The 15,951-nt window shown below is 57.5% G+C and carries 16 protein-coding genes; 12 read left to right on the forward strand and 4 right to left on the reverse strand.

Going from position 1 to position 15,951, the window contains the following annotated elements; all coding sequences use genetic code 11:
- Window positions 1-46: 46 nt before the first annotated feature.
- Window positions 47-2,590 (forward strand): class I adenylate cyclase, encoded by a 2,544-nt coding sequence (cyaA, locus tag ACQG03_RS00900; RefSeq protein WP_023299043.1) that lies wholly within the window; start codon window positions 47-49, stop codon window positions 2,588-2,590.
- 232 nt (window positions 2,591-2,822) lie between these two features.
- Here the strand turns inward: cyaA and cyaY are convergent, their stop codons facing one another.
- Window positions 2,823-3,143 carry an iron donor protein CyaY gene (cyaY, locus tag ACQG03_RS00905; RefSeq protein WP_063148962.1) on the reverse strand — a complete coding sequence of 107 codons (321 nt, stop codon included), beginning with the start codon at window positions 3,141-3,143 and terminating at the stop codon, window positions 2,823-2,825.
- 135 nt (window positions 3,144-3,278) lie between these two features.
- On the opposite strand from cyaY, the gene lptM reads away from it, so the two are divergent.
- From lptM to corA, 8 genes are all read left to right on the forward strand, one after another.
- Window positions 3,279-3,482 (forward strand): LPS translocon maturation chaperone LptM, encoded by a 204-nt coding sequence (gene lptM, locus ACQG03_RS00910; RefSeq protein WP_063163323.1) that lies wholly within the window; start codon window positions 3,279-3,281, stop codon window positions 3,480-3,482.
- A 35-nt stretch (window positions 3,483-3,517) separates the two neighbouring features.
- On the forward strand, window positions 3,518-4,342 hold the full coding sequence (dapF, locus tag ACQG03_RS00915) for a diaminopimelate epimerase (protein ID WP_023299045.1): 825 nt from the start codon (window positions 3,518-3,520) through the stop codon (window positions 4,340-4,342).
- Complete coding sequence (locus ACQG03_RS00920) at window positions 4,339-5,046, forward strand: DUF484 domain-containing protein (protein ID WP_023295731.1); 708 nt, start codon at window positions 4,339-4,341, stop codon at window positions 5,044-5,046. The genes dapF and ACQG03_RS00920 overlap by 4 nt, the downstream gene beginning before the upstream one ends.
- Window positions 5,043-5,945, forward strand: a complete 903-nt coding sequence (gene xerC, locus ACQG03_RS00925; RefSeq protein ID WP_063163322.1) for a tyrosine recombinase XerC — start codon at window positions 5,043-5,045, stop codon at window positions 5,943-5,945. Before ACQG03_RS00920 ends, xerC begins: the two co-directional genes overlap by 4 nt.
- On the forward strand, window positions 5,945-6,661 hold the full coding sequence (yigB, locus tag ACQG03_RS00930; protein WP_022646664.1) for a 5-amino-6-(5-phospho-D-ribitylamino)uracil phosphatase YigB: 717 nt from the start codon (window positions 5,945-5,947) through the stop codon (window positions 6,659-6,661). The genes xerC and yigB overlap by 1 nt, the downstream gene beginning before the upstream one ends.
- A 79-nt stretch (window positions 6,662-6,740) precedes the next feature.
- The gene (gene uvrD, locus ACQG03_RS00935; RefSeq protein ID WP_017383586.1) at window positions 6,741-8,903 is read left to right on the forward strand and encodes a DNA helicase II; all 2,163 of its coding nucleotides are present in this window, start codon (window positions 6,741-6,743) and stop codon (window positions 8,901-8,903) included.
- A gap of 149 nt (window positions 8,904-9,052) precedes the next feature.
- Window positions 9,053-9,109, forward strand: a complete 57-nt coding sequence (gene ysgD, locus ACQG03_RS00940; protein ID WP_212743980.1) for a YsgD/CorL family protein — start codon at window positions 9,053-9,055, stop codon at window positions 9,107-9,109.
- Between the two features lie 150 nt (window positions 9,110-9,259).
- Window positions 9,260-10,210, forward strand: coding sequence for a magnesium/cobalt transporter CorA (gene corA, locus ACQG03_RS00945; protein ID WP_003860807.1), 951 nt, complete (start codon window positions 9,260-9,262; stop codon window positions 10,208-10,210).
- A 43-nt stretch (window positions 10,211-10,253) separates the two neighbouring features.
- Here corA and rarD read toward each other — a convergent pair whose 3' ends face one another.
- Both rarD and yigI read right to left on the reverse strand, forming a co-directional pair.
- Window positions 10,254-11,150, reverse strand: coding sequence for an EamA family transporter RarD (gene rarD / locus ACQG03_RS00950; protein ID WP_063163321.1), 897 nt, complete (start codon window positions 11,148-11,150; stop codon window positions 10,254-10,256).
- A gap of 51 nt (window positions 11,151-11,201) precedes the next feature.
- On the reverse strand, window positions 11,202-11,669 hold the full coding sequence (gene yigI, locus ACQG03_RS00955; protein WP_006812366.1) for an acyl-CoA thioesterase YigI: 468 nt from the start codon (window positions 11,667-11,669) through the stop codon (window positions 11,202-11,204).
- 160 nt (window positions 11,670-11,829) lie between these two features.
- Here yigI and pldA point away from each other — a divergent pair, with 160 nt between their 5' ends.
- The 3 genes from pldA (at window position 11,830) to rhtC (ending at window position 15,301) form a co-directional block, all read left to right on the forward strand.
- Window positions 11,830-12,699 carry a phospholipase A gene (gene pldA / locus ACQG03_RS00960; protein ID WP_039272915.1) on the forward strand — a complete coding sequence of 290 codons (870 nt, stop codon included), beginning with the start codon at window positions 11,830-11,832 and terminating at the stop codon, window positions 12,697-12,699.
- Window positions 12,700-12,789: 90 nt separating this feature from the next.
- Window positions 12,790-14,619 (forward strand): ATP-dependent DNA helicase RecQ, encoded by a 1,830-nt coding sequence (gene recQ / locus ACQG03_RS00965; RefSeq protein ID WP_032626543.1) that lies wholly within the window; start codon window positions 12,790-12,792, stop codon window positions 14,617-14,619.
- Window positions 14,620-14,680: 61 nt separating this feature from the next.
- Window positions 14,681-15,301 (forward strand): threonine export protein RhtC, encoded by a 621-nt coding sequence (gene rhtC / locus ACQG03_RS00970; protein ID WP_006179256.1) that lies wholly within the window; start codon window positions 14,681-14,683, stop codon window positions 15,299-15,301.
- Here the strand turns inward: rhtC and rhtB are convergent.
- On the reverse strand, window positions 15,298-15,918 hold the full coding sequence (gene rhtB, locus ACQG03_RS00975; RefSeq protein WP_063163320.1) for a homoserine/homoserine lactone efflux protein: 621 nt from the start codon (window positions 15,916-15,918) through the stop codon (window positions 15,298-15,300). The two genes, rhtC and rhtB, sit on opposite strands and share 4 nt — an antisense overlap.
- Window positions 15,919-15,951 lie beyond the last annotated feature (33 nt).

Raw genomic sequence — 15,951 nt, forward strand, 5'->3', positions numbered from 1 at the left:
CTGTTTCGACTGGCGTGCGACACCCGGAAACATCAGGCGATACGTCTTGTACCTCTATATTGAGACTCTGAAACAGAGACTGGATGCCATCAATCAATTGCGTGTGGATCGCGCGCTTGCTGCCATGGGCCCTGCTTTCCAGCAGGTATACAGTCTACTGCCGACATTGTTGCACTATCACCATCCGCTAATGCCGGGTTACCTCGATGGTAACGTTCCCCAGGGCATTTGCCTCTTCACGCCTGATGAAACCCAACAGCACTATCTGACTGAACTTGAGCTTTACCGTGGTATGCCGCCGCAGGTTTCGCCGAAAGGCGAGCTGCCGATTACCGGGGTTTACTCCATGGGCAGCACATCATCGGTTGGGCAAAGTTGTTCTTCTGACCTGGATATCTGGGTCTGCCATCAGTCCTGGCTCGACAATGAAGAGCGCCAGCTGTTGCAGCGTAAATGCAGTCTGCTGGAGAGCTGGGCGGCGTCGCTCGGCGTGGAAGTGAGCTTCTTCCTGATTGATGAAAACCGTTTCCGCCATAACGAAAGCGGCAGTCTGGGTGGTGAAGACTGCGGCTCGACTCAGCACATTCTGTTGCTGGATGAGTTTTACCGTACTGCGGTTCGCCTGGCCGGAAAACGTATTCTGTGGAATATGGTGCCGTGCGATGAAGAAGAGAATTATGACGACTACGTCATGTCGCTTTACTCGCAGGGCGTACTGACGCCAAACGAGTGGCTGGATCTGGGCGGTCTGAGCTCCCTGTCCGCCGAAGAGTACTTTGGTGCAAGCCTCTGGCAGCTCTATAAGAGCATTGATTCACCGTACAAAGCGGTGCTGAAAACCCTGCTGCTGGAAGCCTACTCCTGGGAATACCCCACCCCGCGTCTGCTGGCGAAAGATATTAAGCAGCGTCTGCACGACGGGGAGATCGTCTCCTACGGGCTTGATGCCTACTGCATGATGCTGGAACGCGTCACCGAATACCTGACGGCCATTGATGACGCTACGCGTCTTGACCTGGTGCGTCGATGTTTCTATCTCAAAGTCTGTGAAAAACTGAGCCGCGAGCGCGCCTGCGTTGGCTGGCGCCGCGAAGTGGTCAGCCAGTTAGTCAAAGAGTGGGGATGGGACGAAGCGCGTCTCGCCATGCTCGACAACCGCGCCAACTGGAAAATCGATCAGGTGCGCGAGGCGCACAACGAGCTGCTTGATGCGATGATGCAGAGCTACCGCAACCTGATCCGCTTTGCCCGCCGTAACAACCTTAGCGTTTCTGCCAGCCCACAGGATATCGGGGTGCTGACCCGTAAACTGTACGCCGCGTTTGAAGCGTTGCCGGGCAAGGTAACGCTGGTGAACCCACAGATTTCGCCTGACCTGTCTGAACCGAATCTGACCTTTATCTACGTGCCGCCGGGCCGCGCAAACCGCACCGGGTGGTATCTGTACAACCGTGCGCCAAGCATGGATTCGATCATCAGCCATCAGCCGCTGGAGTATAACCGCTACCTTAACAAGCTGGTGGCCTGGGCCTGGTTTAACGGCCTTCTCACCTCACGCACCCGGTTGTTTATCAAGGGCAACGAGGTGGTCGATTTAGCCAAATTGCAGGAGATGGTGGCGGATGTCTCGCACCACTTCCCACTGCGTCTGCCTGCGCCGACGCCAAAAGCGCTCTACAGCCCGTGTGAGATTCGCCATCTGGCGATCATCGTCAACCTGGAATACGACCCGACGGCGGCCTTCCGCAATCAGGTGGTTCACTTTGACTTCCGTAAGCTGGACGTCTTTAGCTTCGGTGAGCAGCAAAACTGCCTGGTGGGCAGCGTGGATCTGCTGTACCGCAACTCGTGGAACGAAGTGCGTACCCTGCACTTTAACGGCGAGCAGGCGATGATCGAGGCGCTGAAAACGATCCTCGGCAAGATGCACCAGGACGCCGCGCCGCCGGACAGCGTGGAGGTGTTCTGCTACAGCCAGCACCTTCGCGGCCTGATTCGTACCCGCGTGCAGCAGCTGGTGTCTGAGTGCATCGAATTGCGTCTTTCCAGCACCCGGAATGAAACCGGACGCTTTAAAGCGCTGCGCGTCTCCGGCCAGACCTGGGGGCTGTTCTTTGAGCGCCTGAACGTGTCGGTGCAGAAGCTGGAGAACGCCATTGAATTCTACGGCGCGATTTCACACAACAAACTGCATGGCCTGTCGGTTCAGGTGGAAACCAACCACGTTAAGCTGCCGCAGGTGGTGGATGGCTTTGCGAGTGAAGGGATTATTCAGTTCTTCTTCGAGGAGTCGGGCGATAACGCCGGGTTTAATATCTACATTCTGGATGAAACCAACCGTGCCGAGGTGTATCACCACTGTGAAGGCAGCAAAGAGGAGCTGGTGCGCGACGTCAGCCGGTTCTATTCATCCTCGCACGATCGCTTTACCTACGGCTCAAGCTTTATCAACTTCAACCTGCCGCAGTTCTACCAGATTGTGAATGTGGATGGACGAGCGCAGGTGATCCCGTTCCGTACGCAGGCGATTACCCCTGCGGCGCCCGCTAACCAGGAAACTGCGCCGCTGTTGCAGCAGTATTTCTCCTGACCCTTTTCGCCGGGTGGCGCTAACGCTTACCCGGCCTACGGTCTGAGCCGCTGTTGCCGGGTGGCGCTAACGCTTACCCGGCCTACGGTCCGAGCTGCTGTTGCCGGGTGGCGCTAACGCTTACCCGGCCTACGGTCCGAGCCGCTGTTGCCGGTTGGCGCTCACGCTTACCCGGCCTACGATTCGAGCCGTTGTAGGCCCGGTAAGGCGTAGCCGCCACCGGGCAACAAAACTACCTGAAACTCACTGCCTCACCCGCCTGCGCCGTCGCCGCCTGCTCCAGCAGATCCCAGAACGTTTCGCCGCTGCGGTCGCAGATCCACTCGTCACCTTTTAGATCAAAGTGATAGCCGCCCTGTTTCGCCGCCAGCCACACCTGGTGAAGCGGCTCCTGACGGTTAATAATAATCTTGCTGCCGTTTTCGAAGCTTAAGGTCAGGATCCCGCCGTTGATTTCACAATCGATATCGCTGTCGCCGTCCCACTCGTCGATACGCTCTTCGATGGTCATCCACAGGGTATCGGCAAGGCGATGAAATTCACTGTCGTTCATGGTTTTATTCCTGTTTTTCGTGATGGCGGCAGTATAACGCTAAATAATTCCCGTTGCAGGAAAGCGGCAAACTCTTGCTTTTGTGTCTTCTCCTGCGATGATAGAAACAGATTTGAACTTACGGGCAACCTCTACATGAAAAACGTCTTTCGAACGCTTGCCGTTCTTGTCACTCTGTTTAGCCTGACCGGCTGTGGACTGAAGGGACCACTGTACCTCCCGCCAGAGGATAAAAACGCACCACCGCCGACAAAACCAGTGCAAAGTGGTATCGAGTCATCTACGCCGGATACCAACGATCGCGGCAATAACGGCGGCCCGACTCAGGTCAATCTCTGACGATTACGTTCTGTACCCGCGCAATGGAGCAAATGATGCAGTTCTCTAAAATGCATGGCCTTGGCAACGACTTTATGGTCGTCGACGCGGTAACGCAGAATGTCTTTTTCTCCCCGGAACTGATCCGTCGTCTGGCGGATCGGCACGTGGGCGTGGGGTTTGACCAGCTGCTGGTGGTGGAACCGCCTTACGATCCTGACCTGGACTTTCACTATCGCATTTTTAACGCCGACGGCAGCGAAGTTTCCCAGTGCGGCAACGGCGCGCGCTGTTTTGCCCGCTTTGTTCGGCTGAAAGGGCTGACCAACAAGCGCGATATCCGCGTCAGCACCGCCAATGGCCGGATGGTGCTCAGCGTCACCGACGACGAACTGGTGCGCGTGAACATGGGCGAGCCGAACTTCGAACCCGCTGCCGTGCCGTTTCGCGCCAACAAAGCGGAAAAGACCTATATTATGCGTGCCGCCGAGCAGACAGTATTGTGCGGCGTCGTCTCGATGGGTAACCCGCACTGCGTGATTCAGGTAGATGATGTGCAAACCGCGGCGGTTGAAACGCTCGGCCCGGTGCTGGAAAGCCACGAGCGCTTCCCGGAGCGGGCGAACATCGGTTTCATGCAGGTGGTGAAGCGTGAACACATTCGCCTGCGGGTTTACGAGCGCGGCGCGGGCGAAACCCAGGCCTGCGGAAGCGGTGCCTGTGCGGCGGTGGCCGTCGGAATCTCGCAGGGGTTACTGGCGGAAGAGGTTCGCGTGGAATTACCGGGCGGGCGTCTTGATATCGCCTGGAAAGGAGCGGGTCATCCACTGTACATGACTGGCCCGGCGACACATGTTTATGACGGGTTTATCCATCTATGAAGCAACCAGGGGAAGAACTGCGGGAACCTGTAACGGAGCTGGATGACAGCGCTGTTGTGGATTACCTGCTGCACAATCCTGAGTTTTTTATCCGCAATGCACGCGTCGTCGAAAGGATGCGCGTGCCGCATCCGGTTCGCGAGACCGTGTCGCTGGTTGAATGGCACATGGCGCGCTCGCGCAACCACATCAATCAGCTCGAAGAGAACATGACGCTGCTGATGGAGCAGGCCAGCAATAACGAAAGCCTGTTCTATCGTCTTCTGCACCTTCAGGCGCGTCTGGCTTCCGCGCACAGTCTCGAAGAGTTCCTCAACCGCTTCCATCGCTGGGCGCGCGAGCTGGGGCTGGCAGGCGCGACGATCCGTCTCTTCCCTGACCGCTGGCGCATTGGCGCGCCGTCCGGGTTTACCCATCTGGCGCTGAGCCGTCAGGCGTTTGAGCCGCTGCGCATTCAGCGTCTGGGCCATGAGCACCACTATCTGGGGCCGCTTAACGGGCCAGAACTGCTGGTGGTGCTGCCGGAAGCCAAAGCTATCGGCTCGGTGGCGATGTCGCTGATGGGGCGCGATGGTGACCTGGGCGTGATGTTATTTACCAGCCGCGACGCGCATCACTATGAACAGGGGCAGGGTACGCAACTGTTGCAGGAGATCGCCCTGATGCTGCCTGAGCTGCTGGAGCGCTGGATTGAGCGCGTATGACGGACGGACTGCTCGCCACTGACGTCAACCGCTTTCTGCGCTATCTGGGCGTAGAACGCCAGCTCAGCCCTATTACGCTGCTCAACTATCAGCGTCAGCTTGATGCCATCATGCAGATTGCCGATGAAATCGGCCTGAAAAGCTGGCAACAATGTGACGCCGCCACGGTACGCGGGTTCGTCGTGCGTAGCCGTAAAAAAAATCTCAGTCCGGCGAGCCTGGCGCTCCGGCTCTCTGCCCTGCGCAGTTTCTTCGACTGGCTGGTCAGTCAGGGCGGTCTGAAAGCCAACCCGGCAAAAGGGATCGCCACGCCAAAGGCCCCGCGTCATCTGCCGAAAAATATCGACGTCGACGACGTAAACCGCCTGCTGGATATCGATCTCAACGATCCGCTGGCCGTGCGCGACCGCGCGATGCTGGAGGTGATGTACGGCGCGGGCCTGCGTCTCTCTGAGCTGGTGAACCTCGACTTAAAGCACCTCGATCTGGAATCTGGCGAAGTGTGGGTGATGGGCAAAGGCAGCAAAGAGCGCCGCCTGCCGATCGGCCGCAATGCGGTTTCCTGGATTGAGCACTGGCTGGATCTGCGCGGTCTGTTTGGCGCGGAAGAGGATGCGCTGTTCCTGTCGAAGCTCGGCAAGCGGATCTCGGCGCGTAACGTGCAGAAGCGCTTTGCGGAGTGGGGCATTAAGCAGGGTCTGAACAGCCACGTTCACCCGCATAAGCTGCGCCACTCTTTTGCGACGCACATGCTGGAATCAAGCGGCGACCTGCGCGGCGTACAGGAGCTGCTTGGTCACGCGAATCTGTCGACCACCCAAATCTATACCCACTTAGACTTCCAACACCTTGCCTCGGTGTATGACGCGGCGCATCCACGCGCCAAACGGGGGAAATAATGCGTTTTTACCGCCCACTCGGTCAGATCTCAGCCCTGACGTTTGATCTTGATGACACCCTTTACGACAACCGCCCAGTGATCCTGCGTACCGAGCAGGAGTCGCTGGCGTTTGTGCAAAACTACCATCCTGCGCTGAAAGCGATCCAGAACAAAGAGTTCCAGAAGCTGCGTCAGTCCCTGCGGGAAACCGAGCCGGAAATTTACCATGACGTGACCGAATGGCGCCGCCGTGCGGTTGAGCAGGCGATGCTCAATGCCGGCCTGAGCGCGCAGGACGCGGCCATGGGTGCTGAAGCGGCCATGGAAAACTTCGCCAAATGGCGCAGTCGCATCGATGTGCCGCAGGAGACCCACGACACGCTGGCGAAGCTCGCCGAAAAGTGGCCGCTGGTCGCCATTACCAACGGCAACGCTCAGCCTGAACTGTTTGGTCTGGGTAACTATTTTCAGTTCGTGCTGCGCGCGGGCCCGCACGGACGCTCGAAGCCGTTCAACGATATGTATCATCTGGCAGCGGAAAAACTGGATTTGCCGCTCGGTGAGATCCTGCACGTGGGCGACGACCTGACCACGGACGTCGCCGGGGCGATCCGCTGCGGCATGCAGGCCTGCTGGATCAAGCCGGAAAATGCCGATCTGATGACTACCCCGGATAGCCGTCTTCTGCCGCACGTGGAAATTTCACGGTTGGCATCCCTCACGACGCTGATATAATCATCAATTGTTCTGTATAAATTAACAGGGTTTTGGCGAATGGAAACATTTGCCCGCCCGACATGACGTGACGGTGCCAATGGACGTTTCTTACCTGCTCGACAGCCTTAATGACAAACAGCGTGACGCGGTTGCCGCCTCGCGTACAAACCTGCTGGTACTGGCTGGAGCGGGCAGTGGTAAGACGCGCGTGCTGGTTCACCGTATCGCCTGGCTACAGAGCGTGGAGAACTGCTCGCCGTACTCGATTATGGCCGTGACGTTCACCAACAAGGCGGCGGCGGAGATGCGCCACCGTATCGCACAGCTAATGGGTACCAGCCAGGGCGGCATGTGGGTTGGCACCTTCCACGGCCTGGCGCACCGTCTGCTGCGCGCGCACCATATGGACGCTAACCTGCCGCAGGATTTCCAGATCCTCGACAGCGAAGACCAGCTGCGCTTACTGAAACGTCTGATCAAGGCGATGAACCTCGACGAGAAGCAGTGGCCGCCGCGTCAGGCGATGTGGTACATCAACGGTCAGAAAGACGAAGGGCTGCGTCCGCACCACATTCAAAGCTTCGGTAACCCGGTTGAGCAGACCTGGCAGAACGTCTACAAGGCCTATCAGGAAGCGTGCGATCGCGCCGGTCTGGTGGATTTCGCCGAACTGCTGCTGCGCGCCCACGAGCTGTGGCTCAACAAACCACATATCCTGCAACACTACCGTGAACGCTTCACCAACATTTTGGTGGACGAATTCCAGGATACCAACAACATTCAGTACGCGTGGATCCGCCTGCTGGCCGGGGATACCGGCAAGGTGATGATCGTGGGCGATGACGACCAGTCTATCTACGGCTGGCGCGGCGCGCAGGTGGAGAACATCCAGCGCTTTCTCAACGATTTCCCCGGCGCGCAAACCATCCGTCTGGAGCAGAACTACCGTTCTACCAGCAACATACTGAGCGCGGCCAACGCCCTGATTGAGAACAACAACGGGCGACTGGGTAAAAAGCTGTGGACCGATGGCGTCGACGGCGAACCGATTTCGATTTACTGCGCCTTCAACGAGCTCGACGAAGCCCGCTTCGTGGTGAACCGCATTAAAACCTGGCAGGAGAACGGCGGTGCGCTGGAGCAGTGTGCCATTCTCTATCGCAGCAACGCCCAGTCGCGCGTGCTGGAAGAGGCGCTGTTACAGGTGAGCATGCCGTACCGCATTTATGGCGGTATGCGCTTCTTCGAACGTCAGGAGATCAAAGATGCGCTCTCGTATTTGCGTCTGATTGCCAACCGTAACGACGATGCGGCGTTTGAGCGCGTGGTGAACACGCCGACGCGTGGCATCGGCGATCGTACGCTGGACGTGGTGCGTCAGGCCTCGCGCGATCGTCAGCTCACGTTGTGGCAGGCATGCCGCGAGTTGTTACAGGAAAAAGCCCTCGCCGGGCGCGCCGCCAGCGCACTGCAACGCTTTCTGGAATTAATCGACGCACTGGCGCAGGAAACGGCCGACATGCCGCTGCACGTCCAGACCGACCGGGTGATCAAAGATTCCGGCCTGCGCACCATGTACGAGCAGGAAAAAGGCGAGAAGGGCCAGACTCGTATTGAGAACTTAGAGGAGCTGGTGACGGCAACGCGACAGTTCAGCTACAACGAAGAAGACGAAGACCTGATGCCGTTGCAGGCATTCCTCTCTCACGCCGCACTGGAGGCGGGTGAAGGGCAGGCCGATACCTGGCAGGATGCGGTTCAGCTGATGACCCTGCACTCCGCGAAAGGTCTGGAGTTCCCGCAGGTGTTCATCGTCGGGATGGAAGAGGGGATGTTCCCGAGCCAGATGTCGCTGGATGAAGGCGGGCGTCTGGAAGAGGAGCGTCGTCTGGCCTACGTGGGCGTGACCCGTGCGATGCAGAAACTGACCCTGACCTACGCGGAAACCCGCCGCCTGTACGGGAAAGAGGTGTATCACCGTCCGTCGCGCTTTATCGGCGAACTGCCGGAAGAGTGTGTGGAAGAGGTGCGCCTGCGCGCAAGCATCAGCCGTCCGGTCAGTCATCAGCGTATGGGCTCGCCAATCTCGGAAACCGATACCGGTTACAAGCTGGGCCAGCGCGTACGCCACTCGAAGTTTGGCGAAGGCACCATCGTCAATCTGGAAGGCAGCGGCGAGCACAGCCGTTTGCAGGTCGCGTTCCAGGGGCAGGGGATCAAATGGCTGGTGGCAGCCTATGCCAAGCTGGAAAGTGTGTAACTTTCAGAAAAATATCACTATTTTGTAATAATCTGCTAGCCTTATACGTTGAAGGTCAATTAATGCCCTTCAGCGTTCCGTTGCGTGTTGACGCCACAGTTATTGCTGGCGTAACATGCGCGCACGATTACGCTAAGAGGACATTCGCCTTGGACACACCCAGTAGATACTGGCTCAATTCCCTGTCATCCAGGAACAACTCCTAAGGCTATCTCCTCTTGCTGATGGCCTTAGTGGTTGTCAGCGACTGCATCATTCCCGTCGCGCTGAGTCAGGCTGTTTAATGGTCTGAAACCCAATTTGTTTCTGTGTGCCCACCGAACTGTCCGATATTTTTTGCATTGGGAGTCCCGGTCATGTTGAGCGCATTTCAACTCGAAAATAACCGACTGACTCGGCTTGAAGCCGAAGAGTCACAGCCCCTCATTGATGCCGTATGGGTGGATCTGGTCGAGCCGGACGACGATGAGCGCCTTCGCGTACAATCTGAACTGGGGCAAAGCCTGGCGACACGCCCGGAACTGGAAGACATCGAAGCATCCGCCCGTTTTTTTGAAGACGAAGACGGCCTGCACATTCACTCCTTCTTCTTCTTCGAAGATGCCGAAGACCACGCGGGGAACTCCACCGTGGCGTTTACCATCCGCGATGGCCGCCTGTTCACCCTGCGCGAGCGCGAACTGCCTGCGTTTCGTCTCTACCGCATGCGCGCCCGCAGCCAGGCGATGATGGACGGTAACGCCTATGAGCTGCTGCTGGATCTGTTCGAAACCAAAATCGAACAGCTGGCGGATGAAATCGAAAACATCTACAGCGACCTGGAAAAGCTGAGCCGCGTGATCATGGAAGGCCATCAGGGTGATGAGTACGACGAAGCGTTGTCCACGCTTGCAGAGCTGGAAGATATCGGCTGGAAGGTGCGTTTGTGTCTGATGGATACCCAGCGCGCGCTGAACTTCCTGGTTCGCAAGGCGCGTCTGCCGGGCGGTCAGCTGGAGCAGGCGCGTGAGATCTTACGCGATATCGAATCCCTGCTGCCGCACAACGAATCCCTGTTCCAGAAGGTCAACTTCCTGATGCAGGCGGCAATGGGCTTTATCAACATCGAGCAGAACCGCATCATCAAGATCTTCTCGGTGGTTTCCGTGGTGTTCCTGCCGCCGACGCTGGTGGCATCCAGCTACGGGATGAACTTTGAGTTTATGCCGGAGCTGAAGTGGAGCTTTGGCTACCCGGGGGCGATTATCTTTATGATCCTCGCCGGGCTGGCGCCGTACCTGTACTTCAAGCGGAAGAATTGGTTGTAAAAATCAGGCGGGTGGCGCTGCGCTTACCCGCCCTACAAAGCACCTAAATTCCTCTGTGAGTCCTGCGCTGGGTATAAATTGCATCCGCAACGAAAATCGCCAGCGCCACCCAGATAAAGGCAAACGTCACCATCTTATCCGCACCCGGCACCTCGCCGTAAAACACCACCGCCAGCAGGAACATCAGCGTCGGGCCGATGTACTGGAAGAAGCCAAGCGTCGAGAGACGCAGACGCGTTGCCGCGCCGGTGAAGCACAGCAGGGGAATCGTCGTGACCACGCCCGCCGCCATCAGCATCAGGTTCAGCGACCATGGGTTGCTGCCCATGTGGCTGGTGGCGCTGTCGGCAATACCGAACAGGTAGATCGCGGCGACAGGCAGCAGCCACAGGGTTTCAAACAGCATTCCCGTCTGCGCTTCCACGGCGATTTTTTTACGCACCAGGCCGTAGAAGGCAAAGCTGAACGCCAGCCCCAGGGCGATAACCGGCAGTGAACCGAAGGTCCACAGCTGCACCAGCACGCCGCAGAGGGCCAGAATCACCGCCACCCACTGCATCCGGCGGAAACGTTCGCCGAGGAAAATCATCCCCAGCACGATGTTCACCAGCGGGTTAATGAAGTAGCCCAGGCTGGCTTCGAGCATGTGATGGTTATTCACCGCCCAGATAAACAGCAGCCAGTTTCCGCCAATCAGCACCGCAGAGAGGGCAAGCAGGAAGACCTTCTTCGGGGTTTTCAGTAGCGTTTTGACGCCTGACCACTGACGGCTGATGCTCATCAGCGCAATCATAAAGAAAAACGACCAGATGACGCGGTGAGTGAGGATCTCGTCCGCCGGGACATAGGCGATAAGCTTGAAGTACGCCGGCGCGATACCCCAAATAAAATAAGCGGCAAGAGCGAGTAAAACGCCCTGCCGCGTCTGTTTAGCATCCATCGGGAAAATCCGTTACAAAAAAGTGAAGTAATTTTACCCGAATTTGCCGTCTCAACCCACCATATAAGTGGCGGTTGCGCTGGCGATATAAACCTGCTCCTCGTTATGCAGCTCAACGCGGGCGACGGCAACTTTATTCCCGGCGCGCAGCAGGCTGCTGGTGCAGGTGAAGCGGTTTCCGCGTCCCGGTCGCAGATAGTCGACGCGTAAATCGATGGTGCCCATGCGCGACAGGCGCTGGCGTAATTCATCTTCGTTGATGGTGTCGTGGCGCGTCAGCGTGCTGCCCACGCACACCAGACCGGCCGCCACGTCCAGCGCAGAGGCAATCACCCCGCCGTGCAAAATGCTTTGCGCCCAGTTACCGACCATCATTGGCTGATTATTGAAACTCAGCTGAGCGAAGTCTTTTTCGTATCGCTCCAGCTCAAGACCCAGTGCACGGTTGAATGGCATGTGGTACACAAAAATCTCGCCCACGAGCTTTAAGGTCTCTTCGGCGGTGAGTGTGGCTGACATCTGACGTGGCATCCTTGTTGTTAACAAAATGTTGATTTTATGCTTCAGGATAAAGGAATGCCACTTTAAGAAACGAGGAAGCGGAAGTTATCGCAGAAGTCTGTAGAATGCCCGGACAAAACTATTCATTAAATGTCACCATTTCAGGAGAACACCACCGATGCGGACGTATCTGGGTTGGTTACTGGCGGCGGTTGCGCTGCCCCTCACAGCATATGCGCAGGAAGCGACGATCAAAGAAGTGCATGATAAACCTGCCGTTAAGGGTAGCATCATCGCCAATATGCTTCAGGAGCATGACAATCCGTTCACGCTCTACCCCTATGACACAAACTACGTGATCTACACCCAGACCAGCGATCTCAACAAAGAGGCGATAAGCTCCTATAACTGGTCTGATAATGCGCGTAAAGATGAGGTGAAGTTCCAGCTCAGCCTCGCCTTCCCGTTCTGGCGCGGCATCCTGGGGCCGAACTCGGTACTTGGCGCGTCCTACACGCAGAAGTCATGGTGGCAGCTCTCCAACAGCGGGGAATCTTCACCGTTCCGCGAAACCAACTATGAACCGCAGCTGTTCCTCGGTTTCGCCACTGATTATGAGTTTGCAGGCTGGACGCTGCGAGACGTGGAGGTGGGCTATAACCACGATTCCAACGGTCGTTCCGACCCAACCTCACGCAGCTGGAATCGCGTCTATACGCGTCTGATGGCGCAGAACGGCAATTTCATGGTGGAAGTGAAGCCGTGGTACGTGGTGGGCAGCACCGATGACAACCCGGATATCACCAAATACATGGGCTATTATCAGCTTAAAGTGGGCTATCAGCTGGGTGACGCGGTGCTGAGCGCCAAAGGGCAGTACAACTGGAATACCGGCTACGGCGGCGCAGAGCTGGGCCTGAGCTACCCGGTGACGAAGCACGTTCGTCTCTATACCCAGGTGTATAGCGGTTATGGCGAATCGCTGATCGACTATAACTTCAACCAGACCCGCGTTGGTGTGGGCGTCATGCTGAACGATATTTTCTAAGCTGCTCGAATGTTTTTGCGTTAAACGTTGAAGTTTCTCTCTCAGGCGCTGAAAATAGCGCCTGTTTCATTTCTGGCATATGGGGTTAACGTGGCGCAGGCGGAAGTATTGAATCAGGAATCGCTGGCTAAACAGGTTTTGCATGAAACCTTTGGCTACCAGCAGTTCCGTCCTGGCCAGGAAACCATCATTGAAACCGTGCTGGAAGGCCGCGATTGCCTGGTGGTCATGCCGACCGGCGGCGGAAAATCGCTCTGCTATCAGGTGCCCGCGCTGGTACTTAATGGCCTGACGGTTGTGGTCTCCCCCCTTATTTCCCTGATGAAAGACCAGGTCGACCAGCTGCTTGCCAACGGCGTGGCGGCGGCCTGTCTTAACTCGACGCAAACCCGCGAGCAGCAGCAAGAGGTGATGGCCGGGTGCCGCACCGGGCAGATCCGCCTGCTGTATATCGCGCCAGAGCGCCTGATGCTGGACAACTTCCTCGATCACCTGGCGCACTGGAACCCGGTGCTGCTGGCGGTGGATGAAGCGCACTGTATCTCCCAGTGGGGGCACGATTTCCGCCCGGAATATGCCGCCCTCGGCCAGCTGCGTCAGCGCTTCCCTGAGCTGCCGTTTATGGCGCTTACCGCCACGGCGGATGACACCACGCGTCAGGACATCGTTCGCCTGCTGGGGCTGAAAGACCCCTATATTCAGGTCAGCAGCTTCGACCGGCCGAACATCCGCTATATGCTGATGGAAAAATTCAAGCCGCTGGATCAGCTCCTGCGCTACGTGCAGGAGCAGCGCGGCAAGTCCGGCATCATCTACTGCAACAGCCGTGCGAAGGTGGAAGACACCGCTGCGCGTCTGCAAAATCGCGGCTTTAGCGCGGCGGCATACCATGCCGGGTTAGAAAACCACATCCGCGCCGACGTACAGGAAAAATTCCAGCGCGACGACCTGCAAATCGTGGTCGCAACGGTGGCGTTCGGGATGGGGATCAACAAGCCCAACGTGCGCTTTGTGGTGCACTTTGATATCCCGCGCAATATCGAATCCTATTATCAGGAAACCGGCCGCGCCGGGCGTGATGGCCTGCCTGCGGAAGCGATGCTGTTTTACGATCCGGCGGATATGGCGTGGCTGCGCCGCTGTCTCGAGGAGAAACCGCAGGGGCAGTTGCAGGATATCGAACGCCACAAGCTTAACGCGATGGGTGCCTTCGCCGAAGCGCAAACCTGCCGCCGTCTGGTACTGCTCAACTACTTTGGTGAAGGGCGACAGGCGCCGTGCGGCAACTGCGATATCTGCCTCGACCCGCCGAAGCAGTACGACGGTCTGATGGACGCGCGCAAAGCGCTCTCGACTATCGGACGCGTGAACCAGCGCTTTGGGATGGGCTACGTCGTCGAAGTGCTGCGTGGGGCTAACAACCAGCGTATCCGCGACATGGGGCACGACAAGCTGCCGGTTTACGGCATCGGGAAAGACCAGAGCCACGAGCACTGGGTAAGCATCATCCGCCAGCTGATCCATCTCGGCTTTGCCACGCAAAATATTGCCCAGCACTCTGCGCTTCAGCTTACCGAAGCGGCGCGACCGGTCCTGCGCGGTGAGGTTGAACTGAAGCTCGCCGTTCCGCGCGTAGTCGCCCTGAAGCCGCGCGTGATGCAGAAATCCTACGGCGGCAACTACGATCGCAAGCTGTTCGCCAAGCTGCGCAAGCTGCGTAAAGCCATTGCCGATGAAGAGAACATCCCGCCATACGTGGTGTTCAATGACGCGACGCTGATCGAGATGGCCGAGCAAATGCCACTGAGCGCCAGCGAGATGCTCAGCGTCAACGGCGTCGGCACGCGCAAACTGGAGCGCTTTGGTAAAGAGTTTATGGCGCTTATCCGTTCCCACGCTGATGGTGATGATGAGGAGTAGTCAGCCGGGCGAAAAAGTGCCAGGATGATGACTCACTACATTATTTCCCCGCGAGCTAATTATGTTAATGCTATTTCTCACCGTGGCGTTAGTGCACATCGTTGCGCTGATGAGCCCTGGCCCTGACTTCTTCTTCGTGTCACAAACGGCCGTCAGCCGCTCCCGCAAAGAGGCGATGATGGGTGTGCTCGGTATCACCATGGGCGTTATGGTCTGGGCGGCGGTTGCGCTGCTTGGTCTGAACCTGATCCTGGCGAAAATGGCGTGGCTGCATAACATCATCATGGTTGGCGGCGGTCTTTACCTGTGCTGGATGGGCTACCAGATGCTGCGCGGGGCGCTGAAGAAAGAAGAGAAAAAGCCGGAAGAGCCAAAGGTTGAGCTGGCAACGGGCGGCCGTAGCTTTGTGAAAGGGCTGCTGACTAACCTGGCGAACCCGAAAGCGATTATTTACTTCGGCTCTGTGTTCTCGCTGTTTGTGGGGGATAACGTCGGTGCGGGCGCGCGCTGGGGGATCTTCCTGCTAATCGTTGTTGAGACGTTCGCCTGGTTTACCGTTGTGGCAAGCCTGTTTGCTTTACCGGCGATGCGTCGCGGCTACCAGCGCATCGCGAAGTGGATCGACGGCTTTGCCGGCGCACTGTTCGCCGGCTTCGGCATTCATCTCATCATTTCTCGCTAAGCCTGACGCGCTGACGCAAGCAGCGCGCCAACCAGCATAAACAGCGAACCAAAGACTTTGTTCAGGGCCTTCATTTGCTTAGGCCCTTTGATCCATGCCGCAATTCGCTGCGCCAGCGTCGCGTAACCAATCATCACAATGATATCGACAATAATGGTGGTCGCGCCCAGCACCACGTACTGCATCACCTGGGGCTGATGCGGCACGATAAACTGCGGGAACAGGGCGGCGAGGAACACAATGCTTTTCGGGTTGGTCAGGTTAACGAATACCGCGCGCTTAAACAGGTGGCCGCGTGTTTGCGTCCGGGAGAGCGTATGCAGATCAATCGAGCCTGCGGCGCGCCACTGTTGAATACCCAGCCAGATAAGATACGCTGCGCCAGCCCATTTCAGCACCTCGAAGGCCAGCACCGAACGGGAGAACAGCGTGCCCAGACCAATCCCCACCAGCACAATGTGAATGCCAAGCCCTGTCTGTAAACCGGCAATTGACGCCGCCGCGCCGCGATAGCCGTGATTAATGGAGGTGGTCATGGTGTTGATTGCGCCCGAGCCAGGTGAAAGGCTGAGGATGATGGATGTCAGCAGGTAAGCGAACCACCACTCGAAGGTCATTTGAAACTCCCGGATCGTCTGTTTTTATGCCAC

Source organism: Enterobacter cloacae complex sp. 342H5 (assembly GCF_050030905.1).
GTDB classification, from domain to species: Bacteria; Pseudomonadota; Gammaproteobacteria; order Enterobacterales; family Enterobacteriaceae; genus Enterobacter; species Enterobacter intestinihominis.

What these genes read in the sequence shown, in the direction of transcription:
- cyaY (WP_063148962.1), bottom strand. Translation starts at nt 3,143, where the DNA reads ATGAACGACAGTGAATTTCATCGCCTTGCCGATACCCTGTGGATGACC.
- lptM (WP_063163323.1), top strand. Translation starts at nt 3,279, where the DNA reads ATGAAAAACGTCTTTCGAACGCTTGCCGTTCTTGTCACTCTGTTTAGC.
- dapF (WP_023299045.1), top strand. Translation starts at nt 3,518, where the DNA reads ATGCAGTTCTCTAAAATGCATGGCCTTGGCAACGACTTTATGGTCGTC.
- ACQG03_RS00920 (WP_023295731.1), top strand. Translation starts at nt 4,339, where the DNA reads ATGAAGCAACCAGGGGAAGAACTGCGGGAACCTGTAACGGAGCTGGAT.
- xerC (WP_063163322.1), top strand. Translation starts at nt 5,043, where the DNA reads ATGACGGACGGACTGCTCGCCACTGACGTCAACCGCTTTCTGCGCTAT.
- yigB (WP_022646664.1), top strand. Translation starts at nt 5,945, where the DNA reads ATGCGTTTTTACCGCCCACTCGGTCAGATCTCAGCCCTGACGTTTGAT.
- uvrD (WP_017383586.1), top strand. Translation starts at nt 6,741, where the DNA reads ATGGACGTTTCTTACCTGCTCGACAGCCTTAATGACAAACAGCGTGAC.
- corA (WP_003860807.1), top strand. Translation starts at nt 9,260, where the DNA reads ATGTTGAGCGCATTTCAACTCGAAAATAACCGACTGACTCGGCTTGAA.
- rarD (WP_063163321.1), bottom strand. Translation starts at nt 11,150, where the DNA reads ATGGATGCTAAACAGACGCGGCAGGGCGTTTTACTCGCTCTTGCCGCT.
- yigI (WP_006812366.1), bottom strand. Translation starts at nt 11,669, where the DNA reads ATGTCAGCCACACTCACCGCCGAAGAGACCTTAAAGCTCGTGGGCGAG.
- pldA (WP_039272915.1), top strand. Translation starts at nt 11,830, where the DNA reads ATGCGGACGTATCTGGGTTGGTTACTGGCGGCGGTTGCGCTGCCCCTC.
- rhtC (WP_006179256.1), top strand. Translation starts at nt 14,681, where the DNA reads ATGTTAATGCTATTTCTCACCGTGGCGTTAGTGCACATCGTTGCGCTG.
- rhtB (WP_063163320.1), bottom strand. Translation starts at nt 15,918, where the DNA reads ATGACCTTCGAGTGGTGGTTCGCTTACCTGCTGACATCCATCATCCTC.